At 58.5% G+C, this 18,461-nt stretch carries 14 protein-coding genes and 3 tRNA genes; 4 read left to right on the top strand and 13 right to left on the bottom strand.

Annotation, left to right across the window (positions count from 1 at the left end):
- Positions 1-113 precede the first annotated feature (113 nt).
- Positions 114-1,322, top strand: a complete 1,209-nt coding sequence (locus HMPREF2854_RS01725) for a pyridoxal phosphate-dependent aminotransferase (protein ID WP_070618165.1) — start codon at positions 114-116, stop codon at positions 1,320-1,322.
- A 125-nt stretch (positions 1,323-1,447) separates the two neighbouring features.
- On the top strand, positions 1,448-2,278 hold the full coding sequence (locus HMPREF2854_RS01730; RefSeq protein ID WP_070618167.1) for an alpha/beta hydrolase: 831 nt from the start codon (positions 1,448-1,450) through the stop codon (positions 2,276-2,278).
- 73 nt (positions 2,279-2,351) lie between these two features.
- On the opposite strand, the gene HMPREF2854_RS01735 is transcribed toward HMPREF2854_RS01730, so the two are convergent.
- Positions 2,352-3,683 carry a phosphotransferase gene (locus HMPREF2854_RS01735; protein WP_148130867.1) on the bottom strand — a complete coding sequence of 444 codons (1,332 nt, stop codon included), beginning with the start codon at positions 3,681-3,683 and terminating at the stop codon, positions 2,352-2,354.
- A gap of 57 nt (positions 3,684-3,740) precedes the next feature.
- Here HMPREF2854_RS01735 and HMPREF2854_RS01740 point away from each other — a divergent pair, with 57 nt between their 5' ends.
- Together HMPREF2854_RS01740 and HMPREF2854_RS01745 are read left to right on the top strand one after the other, a co-directional pair.
- Entirely contained in the window at positions 3,741-4,820 is a 1,080-nt protein-coding gene (locus HMPREF2854_RS01740; RefSeq protein ID WP_070618173.1) for an adenosine deaminase, read from the top strand.
- The gene (locus tag HMPREF2854_RS01745) at positions 4,817-6,439 is read left to right on the top strand and encodes an alpha/beta hydrolase (RefSeq protein WP_070618176.1); all 1,623 of its coding nucleotides are present in this window, start codon (positions 4,817-4,819) and stop codon (positions 6,437-6,439) included. The genes HMPREF2854_RS01740 and HMPREF2854_RS01745 overlap by 4 nt, the downstream gene beginning before the upstream one ends.
- Before the next feature lie 8 nt (positions 6,440-6,447).
- On the opposite strand, the gene HMPREF2854_RS01750 is transcribed toward HMPREF2854_RS01745, so the two are convergent.
- The 12 genes from HMPREF2854_RS01750 to nuoL form a co-directional block, all read right to left on the bottom strand.
- Positions 6,448-7,620, bottom strand: a complete 1,173-nt coding sequence (locus tag HMPREF2854_RS01750) for a UDP-N-acetylmuramate dehydrogenase (RefSeq protein WP_261666630.1) — start codon at positions 7,618-7,620, stop codon at positions 6,448-6,450.
- A gap of 115 nt (positions 7,621-7,735) precedes the next feature.
- Positions 7,736-8,929, bottom strand: coding sequence for an MFS transporter (locus tag HMPREF2854_RS01755; protein ID WP_158237787.1), 1,194 nt, complete (start codon positions 8,927-8,929; stop codon positions 7,736-7,738).
- Between the two features lie 105 nt (positions 8,930-9,034).
- A complete protein-coding gene (gene rpmG, locus HMPREF2854_RS01760) occupies positions 9,035-9,205 on the bottom strand; it encodes a 50S ribosomal protein L33 (protein ID WP_016444173.1) in 171 nt (56 codons plus the stop codon).
- Positions 9,206-9,254: 49 nt separating this feature from the next.
- A tRNA-Met gene (locus tag HMPREF2854_RS01765) sits at positions 9,255-9,328 on the bottom strand.
- A gap of 39 nt (positions 9,329-9,367) precedes the next feature.
- Positions 9,368-9,440 (bottom strand) — tRNA-Thr (locus tag HMPREF2854_RS01770).
- Between the two features lie 81 nt (positions 9,441-9,521).
- A tRNA-Tyr gene (locus HMPREF2854_RS01775) sits at positions 9,522-9,603 on the bottom strand.
- A gap of 135 nt (positions 9,604-9,738) precedes the next feature.
- Positions 9,739-10,596 (bottom strand): zinc metalloprotease HtpX, encoded by an 858-nt coding sequence (gene htpX / locus HMPREF2854_RS01780; RefSeq protein ID WP_070618183.1) that lies wholly within the window; start codon positions 10,594-10,596, stop codon positions 9,739-9,741.
- A gap of 148 nt (positions 10,597-10,744) precedes the next feature.
- Entirely contained in the window at positions 10,745-12,175 is a 1,431-nt protein-coding gene (locus tag HMPREF2854_RS01785) for an FAD-dependent oxidoreductase (protein WP_070618186.1), read from the bottom strand.
- Positions 12,176-12,334: 159 nt separating this feature from the next.
- A complete protein-coding gene (locus tag HMPREF2854_RS01790) occupies positions 12,335-13,342 on the bottom strand; it encodes a polyprenyl synthetase family protein (RefSeq protein WP_070618189.1) in 1,008 nt (335 codons plus the stop codon).
- On the bottom strand, positions 13,339-14,895 hold the full coding sequence (nuoN, locus tag HMPREF2854_RS01795; protein ID WP_034507100.1) for an NADH-quinone oxidoreductase subunit NuoN: 1,557 nt from the start codon (positions 14,893-14,895) through the stop codon (positions 13,339-13,341). The genes HMPREF2854_RS01790 and nuoN overlap by 4 nt, the downstream gene beginning before the upstream one ends.
- Positions 14,895-16,472 (bottom strand): NADH-quinone oxidoreductase subunit M, encoded by a 1,578-nt coding sequence (locus tag HMPREF2854_RS01800; RefSeq protein ID WP_070618192.1) that lies wholly within the window; start codon positions 16,470-16,472, stop codon positions 14,895-14,897. The genes nuoN and HMPREF2854_RS01800 overlap by 1 nt, the downstream gene beginning before the upstream one ends.
- A gap of 15 nt (positions 16,473-16,487) precedes the next feature.
- Complete coding sequence (gene nuoL, locus HMPREF2854_RS01805; protein ID WP_070619471.1) at positions 16,488-18,449, bottom strand: NADH-quinone oxidoreductase subunit L; 1,962 nt, start codon at positions 18,447-18,449, stop codon at positions 16,488-16,490.
- Positions 18,450-18,461: the final 12 nt, after the last annotated feature.

Raw genomic sequence — 18,461 nt, forward strand, 5'->3', positions numbered from 1 at the left:
ACTGTCACCCTCCAGTGCCAGCTTTGCGACACAAATAACAGTGGCTCATCACGTGCCGTCCAGTAATCGGGCCCGTCCTACTAATCCCGAGCTTCAGTGTTTAGGCTTAGCACGTGAGCAAAAATCGAGTATCAAAACGCCTGGGTGCCATTGCGCCATCAGCCACCCTCGCAGTATCAAACCGCGCAAAAGAACTTAAAGCCGCAGGCGAACCCGTTATCGGATTCGGCGCGGGCGAACCCGACTTCCCCACCCCCGACTACATCGTGCAGGCCGCCGTTGCCGCCGCGAATGAGCCGGCCATGCACAAATACACGGCCAACAAGGGCCTGCCAGAGTTGCGTCGCGCGATCGCGGAAAAGACTCTGCGAGACTCCGGCGTTGAGGTGGACCCCGAAACGAACATTCTGGTCACCAACGGCGGCAAGCAAGCTGTATTCCAGTCCTTTGCAGCCGTAATCGACCCGGGTGACGAAGTTCTACTTCCCGCCCCATACTGGACTACCTATCCCGAAGCCATCACCCTGGCCGGAGGCATTCCCGTTGAGGTCTTTGCCTCCGCCGAACAGGAATACAAAGTCACCGTCGAGCAACTCGAAGCGGCCCACACCGAACGCACCAAAGCGCTCCTCTTCTGCTCGCCGTCTAACCCCACCGGTTCCGTCTACACTCCCGAAGAAGCCGAAGCCATCGGCCGTTGGGCGCTAGAAAACGACGTGTGGATCCTCTCCGATGAGATCTACGAACACCTCCTCTATGACGATGCGGAACCCGCGCACCTGCAAAAGCTTGTGCCCGAGCTTTTTGACCGCATCATCGTTATGAACGGTGTTGCCAAGACCTACGCCATGACCGGTTGGCGTGTGGGCTGGATGATTGGCCCGGCAGACGTCATCAAGGCCGCGTCCAACTTCCAATCCCACCTCACCTCCAACGTGTGCAACGTTGCCCAACGAGCTGCCCTCGCAGCCGTGTCCGGGGACCTCGCCGCCGTTGAAGACATGAGGCAAGCATTTGACCGCCGCCGCAAGAAGATGGTGGAACTACTCAGCCAAATCGACGGGTTCAAAGTTCCCACTCCGAAGGGCGCGTTCTACTGCTACCCCTCCGTTGAAGGCGTTATTGGGCGCGAGATTGCAGGTACGAAGATCGAGTCTTCCGCTGACCTTGCCGAAGTGATCCTGAACGAGGCCAAAGTTGCGGTAGTACCGGGAGAAGCGTTTGGCCCATCCGGCTTCATTCGCCTTTCCTATGCTCTTGGCGACGATGACCTTGTAGAAGGCGTAACTCGCATCAAGAAGCTTATAAACGGCGAGAACTAACCGCTTCCTTTCAATGGTGGCCAGACCCGCTTGTGGGACTCTGGCCACCATTCTTCTTGCCACGCACTTGCACTGGCCGAGCGTAAAGCGGGCGAAACTCAGCGCACTTTGACAAACTTGAAAACATGAAAGCTGAACTAAGGAAGCATTACGCGGATGATCCCAAAGCAACTGTTCTGATTCTGCACGGATACGCCGAACATCAAGGACGATACAGCCACCTGATTGACAGCCTGGTTGAAGCCGGTTTCGACGCCGTCACCTATGACCAGTACGGGCACGGCACCGCACCAGGACCTCGCGCCAGAGTTGACGTGGGCCAGCTCATCAAAGACCACCTCGAAGCACGCGAGCAGGTTCGCCAACAGATGCGCACCGAGGACCTGTTCCTATTCGGCCACTCCATGGGAGGCCTCATTACCGCCGCCTCAAACCTCATCAATCCACGAGGCGTCACCGGCGTTGCCCTCTCCGGCCCCGCATTCAGCACAGCCGGCGGCATTGAACGAGACAAAGTGCGTGCCGTTGCCAAAGCCGTACTCAAGTTCCCCGCAGGCATGCCCACCGCCTCGCTAGATGCCGAAGCAGTCAGCTCTGACCCAGATGTGATTGCCGCATACAAAGCCGACCCGCTCAACTACCACGGGCGCGTGCCCGCCCGCACCGCCGCAACCATGATCTTGCAAGGTCTTGAAACGCTTGAGCGCGCCGACAAATGGCAAAATCCACTCATCATCTTCCACGGCTCCGACGACACTCTGGCAGACCCTTCTGCCTCTTGGGAGTTTTCGCAAAAAGCGCGCATGGGCGGCGCCCCCGTTGAAATGATCGAAGTTCCCAGTGCTCGCCACGAGGTTTTCAACGAACCACACGTGAACGGAATGCTCATGGAAACCCTCAACATGTGGATGTTTGGAATCCTTCGTGCCAAAGCCATTACAGACCCGCAGAACTAGGGTTTAGGAGGCAGACGTAAGCCGCAGGAGCTGGCCATAGCGGCTCGCCTTAGGCGGGGCCGTAACGGTGACCTCAGAATCCATCCAGTCCGAGGTCTGCCCACCACTGCGCTCTCTTGAAGCGTGCCCTTGCTTCGGCCTCGCCAAAACGCAACGAGGTCGAAGCCGCGAGCGATAGCGTCACCGCCGCGCACCGCGCATACAGGTCAGTAGCTGCAACCTCCCGCTCGGCGCCTATTCGCCACGCTTCAAGAACCGTTTCAGACTCGGGGTACGAGCGGCATCGCCTTCCCGGCAAAAACTGATCCAAGCGAGTGCGCCACGGCTCGGTTGGGGATGCGGACACCCACCTGTTTGGGTTCAGAAAAGGTAACACCGACACGTGGGCCAACAAACACGCGTAATCGTCCGCGCGAGTTCCTGGACCCAGCGAATCCAAATCCAACACCGTGGAAATGCGCCCTCCCCTCGTCAACAGATTCGCCTCGAAGAAATCACCGTGCGCCGACACCAGCTGCGGGTTGGGAGTCAACATCGCATCGATTTGCTCCACCAAACGTGCAGCGGGGGCCTCCAGATCCGGCATCGACTGTCCGATCGCCTTCGCATGGTGGCGCCGCCTATCCGTCCACGACTTCTGGCGCGGCAAATCCGCCACCGCGAGTGGAAGCGCGTCCAAAACCTCTTTTATCTGACCAAACATGCGCGCCGCCTGCAACGGCTTTTGCGAAATCAGATTCGCAAGCGGCGCCCCCTGCCCGTGCGCCTGCACAATCACGCCCTCACTAGGAGTGCCGAGCACGGGTGCAAACGGAAAGTCAGAACCCTCCAAAGTAGAAATTGCCTGCAACAGGGGCTGTTCCAAACCCGGCCGCAACACCTTTGCCCACGCGCGCGGCTGGGCCCCATCGCTCACGCGCACCATCGCCCTGCGGGTCGGGCGGTAAACCACCCTCTTCAAATGTGGATCAGCGATGTCAGTAAACGCGCGCACCTTCGCCGGATCGCTCGCCCAAACCAGGCCCGGTAACTCCGGATCCCGCGGTAGCGTCCACACACTAACCTGCACCGGCGCGAGCTCTGGATCCGCGCCGAGGATTTTCGGGTCCGCCCGCAACGACGCAGCAGATCCGTGGCGTACCCGCTCCGTTGAGGCCACCGTCCAAACCACCATCGCCTGCCCAGCACTTGCCAAATGCACCTCGAACACGATGGAGGCACCCGCATTGGGCCGCGCATGGGTTGAAACCACCTGCCACGAAGCTACCTCGTAATCGCTCAAATAGCGCAAACCATGCAAGACCTGCCCAGGTGGCAACGGGGGCGCCGAACGCAAAGCCGCGCCAATCAACTCCCGCGCGCCCTCGCCGGCCATGAACTCCAGCAATCTCCGATGCGAAATCACAATCCAATCCCATCACACAGGTGGTTAATTAGCTGTGTTTCGTGGAAGACTTTAGGCATGAAAGACCTAGCTGCCCTTCCCAAAGCCCACCTGCATCTACACTTCACCGGTGCGATGAGGCCCGCAACTATGGTTCAGCTAGCGCAGCAAATGCGGATCCGCCTGCCCCACCACCTTCTCGAAAACGACCCCATGCGCGTGCCCGCAAACTCGCGCGGATGGTTCAGATTCCAACGTTCCTATGACTCCGCCCGAGCACTCGTGCGCACCGAAGAAGTTATGCGCCGCATCATTCGCGAAGCCGCCGAGGATGACGCCGCCGAGGGCTCGCGCCGCCTCGAAATTCAGGTGGACCCCACCTCCTATGCCCCGTGGGTTGGCGGCCTCACCCCCGCCCTTGAAATCGTCCTGGACGAAGCCAAAATTGCCAGCCGTGAGACCGGGGTGGACATCGGCGTAATCGTTGCGGCCTCTCGCATCCGCCACCCCCTCGACGCGCGTATCCTTGCACGCCTTGCCGTCCAATACGCCGGCGACCAACCCGGCGAAGTGGTTGCCTTCGGCCTGTCCAACGATGAAACCGCGGGAGACACCTCCCAGTTCTCCGCCGCTTTCCGCATCGCGCGCCGCGGCGGTCTCAAAGGTGTGCCTCACGCGGGTGAACTACTAGGCCCGGCGCACGTACGCGACGTAGTCACCCACCTTAAGCCCCAGCGGCTTGGCCACGGCGTGCGCGCCTACGAAGATCCCGAGCTACTCGCCCGCCTCGTCGATGAAAACATTGCGTTCGAAGTGTGCCCCGCCTCCAACGTATCGCTCGGGGTGTTCCAAAACCTTGACGAAGTGCCCCTGCGCACCATGTTTGACGCGGGCGCCACCATTGCCCTTGGAGCCGACGATCCGCTGCTATTTCGCTCTCGACTGCTCGACCAATACGAGTTCGCCCGAGCCGCGGGATTCTCTGATTCTGAACTGGCATCGCTCGCGCGTTCTTCAATCGAGGCATCTTTGGCTTCACCCACCAACAAGGCACGCTGGAAGGGTGAGATCGACCAGTGGCTACACGGGCCAGACGACGCCGCTGTGCACCAGACGATTGCACGGGCGACGCGTTTCAACGCTGAAGGGAAGCAATGAGCGACTACACCGTCACGAACTCCGTCGTTTCCATTGGCGATGGGATCCTCATGCGAGTACACCGCTTTCGGCGCGACTTCATTGACGAGGGCGCTCCCACGTTCGTCCTCGTTCACGGCATCGGCGTCTCATCCGAATACTTCGTTCCGTTAGCACAGCTACTGGTTGAACATGGCGATGTGATCACGCTTGACCTGCCCGGCTTCGGTGACACCACGCGCCCACCCCACCCACTGTCCATCGCCGGATTTGCCGCCGCCGCACACAAAATCATGCGCTTCGAAGACGTAAAAAATCCCGTCATGCTGGGCCACTCGATGGGCGCGCAAGTAGTTACCGAAATGGCGGCACGCGATCCCGAGTGGATCAACCGCATCCTCCTCATCGGCCCGCCCGTCAACGCCCTAGAGCGCACATTCACCCAAGTGGGACTGCGCTTCATGCAGTCCTCCATCTTCGAACCCCTCGAAGTGAGCCGATTCGCGGTAGGCGCATACCTACGCTCCGGCCTCCCCTGGTTCATGGAAACCCTGCCGCAAATGGTTGCCTACCCCGTCGGTCTGCGCCTGGCTGACGCCCGCGCTCGCACCTACCTCATGCGCGGCCAGCACGACGCTGTGGCACCGCGCGCTTGGCTTGAAGACCTACGCCTCGCCGCTGTCAGTAGCACCGGTGTAGACGCCCAAATTTTTGAAGTCGAGGACGGCGCGCACTCCGTTATCGTTGCGCACGCCGACGAGGTGGCCCGCGCCCTCATCGCCCTATCTCAAGAGCCGCCTGCAGAAAGCCTGACCAAAGGACAAACTGCGGCCGGGCAGGAGCAGGTCAAACAGCTTACCGAAGCCGCAGCCAGTCCCTCGCGCACGGTTGAAAGTGAAACCGGAGTATGGGAGCAGCTGCGTGAACACTCGGTAGCCTCTCCGCCGCTGTGGGCAGCCGTGCCGATCGCCCTCACCGATTACGCTCGCTCCGGCGTGCAGGCGGTGCGCGCCACCCTGATTCGCAGCCGACTTGCCGGGCAATCCGCCGAAGCTTTGCGACTAGAGGGAGCTCCAGTTTGCATCGGCATTCCCGGCATCATCGAAACCAGCGAGCACCTGCACGTTGCCGGTCACGCCCTGCGCGGCGCCGGATGGGACGTACACTTTGTGCCCGCCCTCGATCACCTAAACGGGCCCATCCCCCTCTTTGCCCGCAGGTTAGAAAAATACCTCGTCGATAAAAACCTGCAGGATGCTGTGCTGTTCGCACACTCCAAGGGCGGACTCATCGGCAAGACCGTCATGACCGGCCCGCAGGGGTGGCGCATTCGCGCCATGGTTACACTGGGCACGCCCTACGCGGGATCTCCCCTGGCTAACTACGCCCCCAAACTGCTACGGGTTGCTGACATGCGCACCGATGCTCTCAGCCTGCGAACGCAGTACGAAGACATTCGCGTGAATCCGCGCATAACCTCAATCCAAGCCCGATGGGACCAGCAAGTCCCCACCGGCTCATGGCTACCTGGCGCGCGCGTAGTCACTGCCAACATCTACGGTCACAACAACCTGCTCACGGCACCCGAAGCCCTGCGAGTGCTCGTAGCTGAAATGGAACGTCACAAGCCACGCGTGTAAAACACTATTTAAGCGTTGGCCGCGAGCGGCGGCAAATCCCAGCCCACGCGAACAGGTTCGGGAACCAGCTCGATCTGCCACTTCTTCCACACTCCATCGCGCACCGCCTCGGCAAGGCGCGCCACGTCTTGGAGGGAGGCCGACCCCGTATTCGAGATTGCTAGGACATGGTCCGAGGACAATGCCGCCCCCGAAGCTGGATCCAGCTTAAACCCGCGCTCAAAACCCGAATGATTAATCAACCAGGCAGCCGAAACCTTAACCACGCCCTCCTCAACGCTGTCCACGTCAGGCACGCTACCTGCAGCCGCAACCTTGCGGACCGGGAACACAGGAGCGTCCTGCGGCAGTCGCTTAGCCGCGTCCTTCGAAATGATCGGATTTGTGAAGAAAGAGCCCGTGGACCACGTATTGCGATTCGCGTCATCAAGCACCATCGACTTGCTCCGACGTAGCTCCAACACCGCCTCACGCACATCCCGCTGATCCGCGCGATCACCAACCTGCACGCCAAGGGCCTGCGCCAACTGGCCATAGCCAATCGGCAAAGACAGCGAGGCGTGCGTGAACTGGAACTCCACCCACAACACAATCCAGCGGCCCGTTGGCCCCCACAAACGTCCCTGCGACAGCGACGAATCATACGTTGAACGCTTGAGCACCGACGTACGGTAGCCAAACTCTAAATCAGTTAACATTAGCGTCTTCCGGCGCTTCTCCAGCCGGTCATAAACACGGATCGCCGAGATCGTGTCCGCAACCTCTTTGCCGTAAGCCCCCACATTCTGCACCGGCGATGCACCCACAGTTCCTGGAATGCCCGACAGGGCCTCCAAGCCCGACCAATCATTCTCCACCGCGGTTGCCACGAACTCATCCCACGCCATGCCCGCATCCACGCGAACCACAGCGCCACCACAGCCCGTGTCATGCACCAGCGTGTAGCCCGAGCGGCCATCGCGCACCACAACGCCTGCAAACGGCTCATCCGCCACCAGCAGATTCGAACCACCGCCCAGCATCAATACCGGCTTGCCTGCCTCATCTGCGGCACGCACCGCCTCAACAATCTCATCCTCACTACGCGCGACAACAAAGCTTTCCGCTTCACCGCCCACGCCCAGCGTGGTCCAATCGGCCAGGCGCTTCGAACCCTCGTCATACTGACGATTCGAGTGCACCGACGTCACCGGACTCGGATTCGGCGTCCGTGGGAAAAAGCTACACGTATCCATATCGACCTCTCTCACGCCCGTTCACTAGGCGATGGCGCAAGCAGAGCCAAACCGGCAGTGCCTACGCCTCCTCATCAATATAACGAGCCAAGTACAAAGACAACAGCACCGGAAGCGCCACGAAGCCCAGCGCGCTGCGGTAGCCCACCCACTGTGCAATATGACCAATCACCGGCGGGCCAACCAAGAACGCGCCATAACCAATGGTGGCCAGCACCGAAATGCGGGCGGCCGTCATCTTCGGATCCGTTGACAGCGCTGAGGCCGCCGTGGGGAACCCCAGCGAAGCACCGATAGCCCAGCCCGCAATACCCGCCATAGCCAGCCACGGCCACGGCGATAGTGCAAACAGGATCAATCCCACTACCGCAATCGCGAGGAACACCTGAAGCATCGGGCGCGGGCTCCACCGCCGTTGCATGCGCGGCGTTAAAAGCCTAGCTGCTGTCAACACCGCCAAGAAAAAGGCAAGCGCTGCAGTACCCATCGCGTGCGAAACATCGAAACCATCAACAACCGCCAGAGGAATCCAGTCGTTTGCCGCGCCCTCTGTCAAGCCCGTTCCGATAACCATCACGCCGATCAAAATCGTGCGCTTCTCACGCCACGCAGCCTTTGTGCGCTTCGCGTTTGACGCACCCGACTCGTCCGTTGATATTGCTGCCACAATCCACTGGGGCACATACATCAGCCCCGTTAAAAACATGAGGACTATGGTTGCAACTATGACGCCCAACAGGTGAGCTCTTACCCCCACATGCAAGTACGTCATCAGCACACCCGATAGTGCAGCAGTTACCGTACCAATCGAGTAGGCAGCGTGATACCACGGCATAACTCTCCTACGCGAGAGCGCCTCAACGTAACCGGCCAAAATATTCATGGTCGTGTTTGCCACGGAAGTGCCGACATTTGCTACGAACAGAGAAATAGCGAGAAGCAAAATATTGCCTTGATCGAGAGTTACGATCACCGCCAACATTCCCACAGACCACAGTAAAAAGCCCGCCCACGCCGTCACTCGCGGGCCGAAACGACCCGCGATTGGTCCCGTAGATGGAAGTGCGATAACCGAACCCAACGAGCCAATCAGGAGGACGTTGCCTAGCATTGCCGGATCCAACGAAAAAGCATCCCGAATAGACGGGATACGCGAAAGAAATGAAGCGAGGGTGAATCCAGAAAAAAAGAACGTTATCGCCGTCGCATACGACGCGCGCGTGTACACAACTGAATCCGGCCTAGGAATATCCACTGCATCCCCCTCTTCTAACCTGATAGTACAGGCCCGCAAAGCGCAAACACGAGTTTGCGCAAAACAAAAGAGCCCCCATAACACTGGGGGCTCTCAAACCCGAACTTAGCGAGTTTCGCGGTGCAGCTTAGATGAGCGGCAACGCGGGCAATACTTCATAAGCTCGAGACGATCCGGCGTGTTACGACGGTTCTTCTTCGTAATGTAGTTGCGCTCCTTGCACTCCGAGCAGGCCAGAGTGATCTTAGGGCGAACGTCAGAAGCCTTGCTAGCCATCCCTTTTCCTTTCAATCTGCTCGGCGTTTCCTCATTGAGGATGAGCCGGTAGCGGGGGCGGGGCTCGAACCCGCGACCTCACGATTATGAGTCGTGCGCTCTCACCAACTGAGCTACCCCGCCGCTTGGGGGTTTGTAAACACTGCCTGTGCCCACAAACAGAGCCCCGAAAGGGAATCGAACCCTTGACCTTCTCCTTACCATGGAGATGCTCTGCCGACTGAGCTATCGGGGCAACGCGTGCAACTTTACTCGAATCAAGGCCGCGGGGGCAACCCCCGGAACCGAGTTAATCGTCACACAGCCTTTCGGCTTGTGGCGGAGGAGGGATTTGAACCCCCGAAGCATAACGCGGCTGATTTACAGTCAGCTCCCTTTGGCCGCTCGGGCACTCCGCCATCGTCTCAAACATCACAGCTTGGCGACGCCAATGAAGACTATCAAACCTGAACCACAAAACGCCAATTCATTCAGGCATAAAACGAAGGTTAGTGACGCATGTCCTACACGTGCGCCAACCGCGCCTCGAAAACTTAGTATCCAGCCATTCGCTCAAGACGCTCAATGCGCTGCTCCATCGGCGGGTGAGTGGAGAACAAACTCCGCATACCCGATCCCCTGAACGGGTTAGCAATCATCATTGCAGCGGTCGTTTCGCGCGATGGTGAAGGCTCTAACGGTGACATAGTATTCCCTCGCTCCAGCTTTCTAAGTGCCGACGCAAGCGCCAACGGATCCCCCGAAAGCTCCGCACCGTCATGGTCAGCGTCAAACTCGCGCGTCCTTGACACTCCCATCTGTAACATCGTTGCCGCAAACGGGGCCAGCAGAATCATTAGCAAGCTCGCAATCGGATTACCGCCCTCATTGTTTCGGCCTCCGCCGAAGAAGAAAGCAAACTGTGCGATTGAGGTAATCACCTGCGCCATTCCAGCCGCGATCGTTGAAGTCAAAATATCGCGGTTATACACGTGGCTAAGCTCGTGCCCAAGCACCGCCCTAAGCTCCCTATCATCCAAGAGCTGCATAATTCCGCTAGTACAACAAACCGCGGCGTTCTGCGGGTTTCGGCCCGTTGCAAAAGCGTTCGGGGTGCTCGTTGGGGCAATATATAAGCGAGGTTGCGGCTGGCCTGCACGCGCAGACAGCTCCTCTACCATCGCGTACAGCTGCGGAGCCTCCTGCGGTGTCACCGGTTGGGCCCTCATTGACCGTAGCGCCAGCTTGTCCGAATTCCAATAAGTGTACAGGTTCATACCAAACCCAAGCACAATCGAAACGAACAACCAGGAACTATTGCCAGTGCCGCGAGAAATAACCCAGCCAATAAGCACCACCAGCGCCCACATAGCCGTCAATAAGCCAGCCGTTTTCAAACCGTTTTTACTCATACTCAACCTCAAAGATGCCAAAACCTAGGACTCACCCTAAATGCGAATACTTAAAGATTGCTAAAAACCCGCCGAATAACCCATTAGATAGATGAGTGGGGCAATGACTTGCGTCACTGCCCCATCCCTCAAACTGACTTAGGAAGTTTTACTCGCCCGGATTTCCAATCAGATCCGCGTCCCCAAGATCCTGTCCCTGCGAGATACGAATCATGGCCTCGCGCGAAACCACCTTCACACGCTCGCGGCCGCCGCGACCACCCACGACCTCACCGAAGTCTGCACCAAGCTTCTGCTCATACTCATCCAAAAGCTCCCAACCGTGCCACTCGGTGTAACGCACACCGCGATCCTTCAACAGCTCAATCATCGCGTCGTGTCCAACCTCTGCCGAAGTCGCATGAAGCTTACCCGCCTCCGCGTCCTCCACCAACATCGCAATCGTCTCTTGTGCGTCCGATTTTGTTGAGCCAATCAGACCCACCGGACCGCGCTTCACCCAACCAGTGGTGTAAAGACCCGGGACAGGCTCACCCGCCTCGTCAACCACACGACCCGAAATGTTAGGAATCACGCCGCGCTTGTCATCAAACGGCACGCCCTCAATCGGGCTAGAGAAGTAGCCAATCGCACGGTAAACCGCCTGCACCGGAGTCTCCACGAACTCTCCCGTGCCGCTCACCGAACCGTCACCATTCAGCTTCGTGCGCTCCGTACGGATCGCCGCTACGTTACCTTGTTCATCCGCCACAATCTCACTGGGCGAATGGAACATGTGGATGTGGATGCGACGGCTGGCCGTGTGCTCATCCTCCATCGCGTAGTTCGTCAACGCCTTCACAACCTGCTTCGTCTGATTAGACGCGCGGATGGCCTCCTGAGAGCCCTCGTCAAAATCAAAGTCTTCCTCGTACACGATCACGTCCACGTCCGGCTGCTTACCCAGTTCGCGAAGCTCCAGCGGCGTAAACTTCATCTGCGCCGGGCCACGCCTACCAAATACATGCACGTCCGTCACCGGATTCTTAGCCAGGCCCTCGTACACGTTCTGCGCAATCTCAGTAGTCAACATGTCATCCGCGTGCTTCGCGAGGACACGCGCCACATCTAGTGCCACATTACCTGCGCCAATGACCGCAATCTCCTTGGCCTCCAGCGGCCATTCACGCGGATAATCCGGATGCGAGTCATACCAGTACACAAAATCCGCCGCGCCATACACCTGGGGTAGATCCGCGCCCGGAATGTTAAACGGCTTATCGCGATCCGAACCCGTTGCGAAAATCACGGCATCATAGTGCTCGTGAAGGTCCTCAACCGTAATGTCCTTGCCCACGTGCACGTTACCCAGCAGGCGAATGTCACCGCGCTGCAAGATCTTGTACAGCGCCACAATGATCTGCTTAATGCGCGGGTGATCTGGCGCCACACCGTAGCGAACAAGACCGTAGGGGGCAGGAAGCTGCTCGAACAGATCAATTGCCACGTCCAAACCGGACTTAGACAAAATGTCGGCCGCGTAAATACCCGCCGGGCCGGCTCCAATAACAGCAACATTTAGTGGACGCGTAGAGCTCACTTACTTCCCTCGATCCTACGGATTAATAATGCAACCTATAGTTTACGAAAATGCGGGGCCTTATTTCTACAGGACTTCTCTCACTCCTGCGCCGCCCTGCGCTTTTGTACCGATCAAAAACGCCCCTTTTGAAAGGGGCGTTTTACAAGTTCAGCTTGATTAAGCCATGCGGTCAACCGCCGCGTTGGCAAACTGAACCAGAGCTTCCTTCACCGGCGAATCCGGGATGGGCTCGAGTGCCTCCAAAGCTAGATCGGCCCATTCGCGGGCTTTTGCCCTCGTCTCGTCCAACACCTCGTGATGCTTCAAACGCTCTACAACAGAGGCAAGGAGGTCATCATCAGTGAGGTCACCACCGTCGATGTCAGCCAAGAGTTTCTTGCCATCTTCATTCAGGAGACCGGCCTCCGCGTGCCTACGCAAAAGGAGCACCGGCATCGTGGCAACACCCTCAACCAAATCAGTTCCGGCGCTCTTCCCCGTCAGTGCTTCATCAGAGGCAAAATCAATCACGTCGTCAGCAATCTGGAACGCCACGCCAACCCGCTCACCGAAGACGCGCACCGCATCCACCAGCGCATCGTCCGCATCTGATAGCCAACCGCCAAACACAGCGGATGCGGCGATCAAAGAACCGGTCTTATCTGCCAATACTTGAATGTAGAAGTCGACCGGATCCGCGTCTCCCGGACCAAACGTCTCGTGAAGCTGGCCCATGCAGAGGCGCTCAAAAGTCTGCGCGTGATACTCAATGATCCTCTGACCCAGCTTCGATACCAAAAGCGAAGCCCGCGAAAACAATACGTCTCCGGCCAAGATAGCGCGGTTGTTGCCCCACTGTAGTTGAGTTGCAGTCACTCCCCTACGCTGTGGTGCCGCGTCCATTACATCGTCATGGTAAAGCGTTGCCAGGTGGGTCAGCTCAACCGCGGTTGCAGCTGCCACGATCTGATCAGAAGCAGGCTGGCCTTCACTACCCAAATGCGCACAAATGAGAGTGAGTGCAGGGCGCAACCGCTTTCCACCAGCTTTAGCAAGGTGCGAAAGGAGCTCGTGGATAAGGTCATCCGACCCCTTCACCGAATCAGTGAGCAACTGCTCAACTCGGGAGAGGTCGGATGACACCTGCTCTTCTAGAGCTTCAAGCGAAAACTTCGAATCCGTCACGGTAGCAATACAACCACATTTGCCAACGCATCAAGAATCGGCTGCGGGAACACGCCCAGCAGGATCGTTGCCACAGCGGCGACAACAACTGCAATGAACGTGTAGCCTTCCGACTTCACAACCACGGTGTTTTCACTAGGTTCGGTGAAGAACATGAGAACCACCAGACGGAAGTAGTAGAACGCCGTGATTGCCGAAGCTACGAGAGCCAGGATTACAAGGCCGGTATAGCCAGCGGAGATACCATCTGCAAACACTACGAACTTGCCGATGAATCCGGACGTTAGCGGGATACCCGCAAACGAGAGTAGGAAGATCAGCATGGCGCCAGCCACAAACGGCGACTTGCGGCCAAGACCAGCCCAGCGGGAGATCTCGGTAGCCTCACCCGTAATGTTCGCGTTCTCATCAGCTTGACGCACCAGTGCAACCACGCCGAACGCACCAACCGTGGCGATGCCGTAACCCAGCAGGTAGAACAGGACCGAACCCGCGCTACGCGAGGTGGCCGCCAGAACTCCAATGAGAACGAAGCCGGCGTGAGCGATCGATGAGTACGCGAGTAGTCGTTTAATGTCGGTCTGAACCAGACCAACGAACGTACCGATCGCGATGGTGAGCGCTGCAACCGCTGCGAGGATCCAAATCAGATCCCATTCGAGGCGGACACCGATGGTCAGGTAAATACGAACCATCGTCGCAAAAGCCGCAACCTTAACGGCTGCCGCCATGAAACCAGTAATCGGCGTTGGAGCACCCTGGTAGACATCTGGCGTCCACGCGTGGAAAGGTGCGGCACCAACCTTAAACAGAAGGCCGACCATAACCATGAACACACCAACGATGAGCATCCAGTCCATGCCCGGGATCATCGGAACCTTGACCGAGATTTCGCTCAGGACCACCGAACCAGAGAAGCCGTACAGGAGCGCGCCACCCATCAGGACAAACGCGGATGCGAATGCACCGAGAAGGAAGTACTTCAGCGCAGCCTCCTGTGACAGCTGGCGACGACGGCGAGCCGTTGCCACCAGAATGTACAGGGGTAGGGAGAGCACTTCGAGGGCAACAAACAGTGCGATCAGCGTGTTTGCCGCGGGGAACACCATCATGCCGCCAAGAGAGAACAGCACTAGTGGGAAGATTTCAGTACGCTGGTAGCCCTTCGCGATCGAGAGGTCTTCATCCGACGAACCGGGGCGATCCGAAGGCTGGGCAGCAAATGCTCCATCACCGAGCTCAGAACGATCCGCGATTACGAGGAGCGCTAGGAACGCTACAACCAAAAGCAACGCCTGGGTTGCGAGCGTTAGCGTATCTTCGATGTACTCCCCGTGTGCTAGAGGAGTCTGTGCGATCTCGGTCCAGCGCGCCACGATGGCGACGAACGAGACCACTACCGCAATGATCGAAAGCAGAACCTGCGTACCGCGGCGGGCCTTGTGCGGCACAAACGCTTCAACAAGGACGCCGATTACAGCGGCTCCGAGAACGATCAGAATTGGGGCAAATGAGACCCAGGCGATCTGCGGGGCTTGAGTTACAAGATCCATTAGTTGTTGCTCCCTTCCGTGCCATCGAGCAGAGTGGATGCTCCGGCGCTGTTAACGAGCTCAATGCGCGGCTGCAGGTGCTCAATAGCACCGTCAGCAACCGGGTTGAGTGCACTTACCAGAGGAGCAGACCAAATACCGAGAACAACCATTGCCACGATAAGCGGGGCGATTACGCCCTTCTCGCGCATGTTCATGTCGGTGAACTTCTCTGCATTTGTTGGCGGCCCCGTGAAGATCGCCTGGTATGGGATCAACAGGTAGAGAGCCGCTAGAACTACACCCAGCACCGCGAAGATGGCGGCCAGCGGGTTAATCTTCCACGTGCCAAGAAGCACCATGAACTCGGGCACGAAGCCTGACAAGCCCGGAAGCGCAACCGAGGCGAGGCCGGCAACTAGCCAGGTGCCCGCAATGACCGGGGTTACGCGCTGCATGCCACGGTAGGCCGCGATCTCTCGCGTTCCTCCACGCTCGGTGAGGAAGCCGGAGATCAGGAACATCGCCGCGATCGAGACGCCGTGCGCAACCATGTAGAACATGGCGCCCACCAGAGCCACGTGCGAGCCGATGTAAATACCAAGGACCATGAAACCGAAGTGCGACACGGACGTGAACGAAACGAGTCGCATAAGGTCTTTTTGCCCAATGGCTGCCAGGCCGCCGTACAGAATCGAAATGACAGCGAGAACAATGATGACCGGAGCGGCCGTGCTCGAAGCATTAGGGAAGAGCGGTAGGGCCAGGGCGATCATTCCGTAGGTGCCGATCTTGTCGAGGACACCGACCAGCAGAACGGACGTGCCAGGCCGAGCAGCCGCAGCTGTATCGGGTAGCCACGTGTGAACTGGAACCATCGGGGCCTTAATCGCAAATGCGATAAAGAACGAGATGAAGATCCACATCTCTACGTTCGACGCCATCGGCGTTCCGGAAAGATTTTCCATGAGGAACGCGTTTGGACCGTGATCGGAAACCACCCACAGGCCGATAACACCGGCAAGCATGATCAGGCCACCAAACAGCGAGTAGAGCAAGAACTTCAATGCTGCTGCGCGAGCGTTCTTGCCACCGAAACGGCCAATCATGAAGTACAGCGGAATCAGCATCGCCTCGAAAGCAATGTAGAACAGAACCACGTCGCGGGCCGCAAAGATCAGCACCATGAATCCCTCAAGAATGAGGATCAGAGCCATGTACATGCTGGACTGGCGAGCCCCGTCGCGCTTGCCCGCGTCCTCGCGCCAACCGGCGATGAGGACGATAGGTACGAGCGCAACCGCGAGTATGATCATCGCCATCGCGAGCTGGTTAACACCAAGACCCCAACTAACACCGATCGCTGGAATCCAGTTCTTTGTTTCAGCGAGCTGGTAAGCATTAGCAGCAGACCAGTCGAGGGCGGCCGCAGCCGCAACGCCAAGAGCCAGCTCGACGATCGACACCACGAGGGCGATGGGGCGACCGATAACGCGCAACGGCGCCACGGTTACCACCAAGATGCCCGCGATCATTGGTAGGGCGATCATAATGGACAGCCACGGGATTGAAGCTGCCGAGATAACTTGCATTTCCATCAGTTTCCTCCGCTCTTAAATCCGCGTTGCCAAAATGACGACTAGAGCTAGTAGAACGCCACCTGACACGTACGCCGCGTATGAGCGGACATAGCCGGTTTGTGCCTTCGATACGGCCCGTCCGGTGCCAGCCGCAAGTTTTGCGAGGCCACGGACGATGCCGTCTACGAAGGAGTGATCTGCCGCGGTCACGCCACGCATGAGCGCCTGGCCGGGAACCATGAACAGACCTTCGTTGAGTTGATCCTGGTACAGGTCGTTGCGGGCCGCGTGAACGAGGGCTCCAGCTGCGGGCACAGCCTGCGAAACCTCTTCGCGTCCGTACTTCTTCCAGGCGTACAGCGCGCCGATAATCACGACGAGGAGTACGAGAACCTGGATTGCAATAACCGGTAGTACCGGCTCTGCGTGCACTGTTTCTCCAGTGACCGGCTCAAGCCAGGTAACGAACGTCGAGTTGATCGTGAGGAGACCGCCGAGGGACACTGCGCCAACCGCGAGAATAATCATCGGAACCGTCATTAGCGGCGATGACTCGTGCGGCTGGATGGGTTCCCCCGCCATTGTCTTAGTCCAGCGGGCCTTGCCGTGGAACGTCATGAAGAACAGGCGAGACATGTAGAACGCGGTGATTCCTGCGCCAACGAGAGCCACCGTGCCAAAGATCCAGCCGGGCCAGGAAGCCTCAATGTTGCCGAAGTTACTGGCTGCGAAAGCTGCCTCGATAATCGGATCCTTTGACCAGAAGCCGGAGAACGGCGGTACGCCAAGGATTGCGAGCCAACCCATCATGAAGGTGATCCACGTGATCTTCATTGCGCCCTTCAGGGCACCGAAGTTACGCATGTTCACCTGGTTGTCCATCGCGTGCATCACCGAACCGGCGCCAAGGAACATGAGCGCCTTGAAGAAGCCGTGGGTGAACAGGTGGAAGATCGCGAATGCCCAGCCGATTGGGCCCAGGCCTGCACCGAGCATCATGTAGCCGATTTGCGACATCGTGGATGCTGCAAGCACCTTCTTGATGTCATCCTTCGCGGTACCGACGATGGCTCCGAAGAGGAGGGTGATTGCACCCACGATTGCCACGACGGTTGCGGCGATCGGCGCTTGGACGTAGACGGCGCCGGAGCGCACGATCAGGTAGACGCCAGCGGTAACCATCGTTGCCGCGTGGATGAGGGCGGAGACCGGCGTGGGGCCGGCCATGGCGTCGCCCAACCAGGCTTGCAACGGGAACTGTGCGGACTTACCGGTTGCGGCAAGAAGCAGGAACAGGCCGATCAGAGTGGCCGCGCCCTGCGATGCGCCAGTTACCTCCGCCGATACCGTACGGAAGTCCACCGAGCTGAACTGGGCAAACATGACCATCATGGCCGCCAGCAGACCCATGTCGCCAACACGGTTCATGACGAATGCCTTCTTAGCCGCCGTGGCGTATTCGGGAACGTAGTTCCAGAAGCCAATCAGCAGGTAGGAGGCCAGACCAACGCCTTCCCAACCGACGAACAGGATCGCGTAGGAGTTGCCGAGCACGAGGATCAGCATGGCCGCGATAAAGAAGTTCAAGTAGGCAAAGAACCTGCGGCGGTCCTTGTCATGTTCCATGTACGCAATCGAGTACACGTGGATGAGCGAGCCAACGAACGTGACCAGCATGACGAACGTCATTGACAGCGGGTCCATGAGGAGCCCGAAGTTTACCGTGAAGTCGCCAGCTGGGATCCACTCGAACAGGTTCATCTCCATCGAGCGTTCGGAGGGGGCCACGCCGAGCATCTGAATGATGATGGCCAGGCCGATACCGAACGAGGACCAGGATGCGAGGACGGCAAGCCAGTGGCCCCACCGATCAGACACGCGCCCCAGCAGGAGCAGAAGGATAGAAACCGCGAGTGGGATCGCGATCATCAACCAGCCCAGTGATGCTACGCCGGAGACCGCTGCGGCCTCGACGGGTGCCTGGGGAAGAAGCATGGAGTAATTCAC

Origin of the sequence: Actinomyces sp. HMSC075B09 (assembly GCF_001812395.1) — a bacterium.
Classification (GTDB): domain Bacteria; phylum Actinomycetota; class Actinomycetes; order Actinomycetales; family Actinomycetaceae; genus Gleimia; species Gleimia europaea.

What these genes read in the sequence shown, in the direction of transcription:
- HMPREF2854_RS01730 (WP_070618167.1), top strand. Translation starts at nt 1,448, where the DNA reads ATGAAAGCTGAACTAAGGAAGCATTACGCGGATGATCCCAAAGCAACT.
- HMPREF2854_RS01740 (WP_070618173.1), top strand. Translation starts at nt 3,741, where the DNA reads ATGAAAGACCTAGCTGCCCTTCCCAAAGCCCACCTGCATCTACACTTC.
- HMPREF2854_RS01745 (WP_070618176.1), top strand. Translation starts at nt 4,817, where the DNA reads ATGAGCGACTACACCGTCACGAACTCCGTCGTTTCCATTGGCGATGGG.
- rpmG (WP_016444173.1), bottom strand. Translation starts at nt 9,205, where the DNA reads ATGGCTAGCAAGGCTTCTGACGTTCGCCCTAAGATCACTCTGGCCTGC.
- htpX (WP_070618183.1), bottom strand. Translation starts at nt 10,596, where the DNA reads ATGAGTAAAAACGGTTTGAAAACGGCTGGCTTATTGACGGCTATGTGG.
- nuoN (WP_034507100.1), bottom strand. Translation starts at nt 14,895, where the DNA reads ATGGATCTTGTAACTCAAGCCCCGCAGATCGCCTGGGTCTCATTTGCC.
- HMPREF2854_RS01800 (WP_070618192.1), bottom strand. Translation starts at nt 16,472, where the DNA reads ATGGAAATGCAAGTTATCTCGGCAGCTTCAATCCCGTGGCTGTCCATT.
- nuoL (WP_070619471.1), bottom strand. Translation starts at nt 18,449, where the DNA reads ATGCTTCTTCCCCAGGCACCCGTCGAGGCCGCAGCGGTCTCCGGCGTA.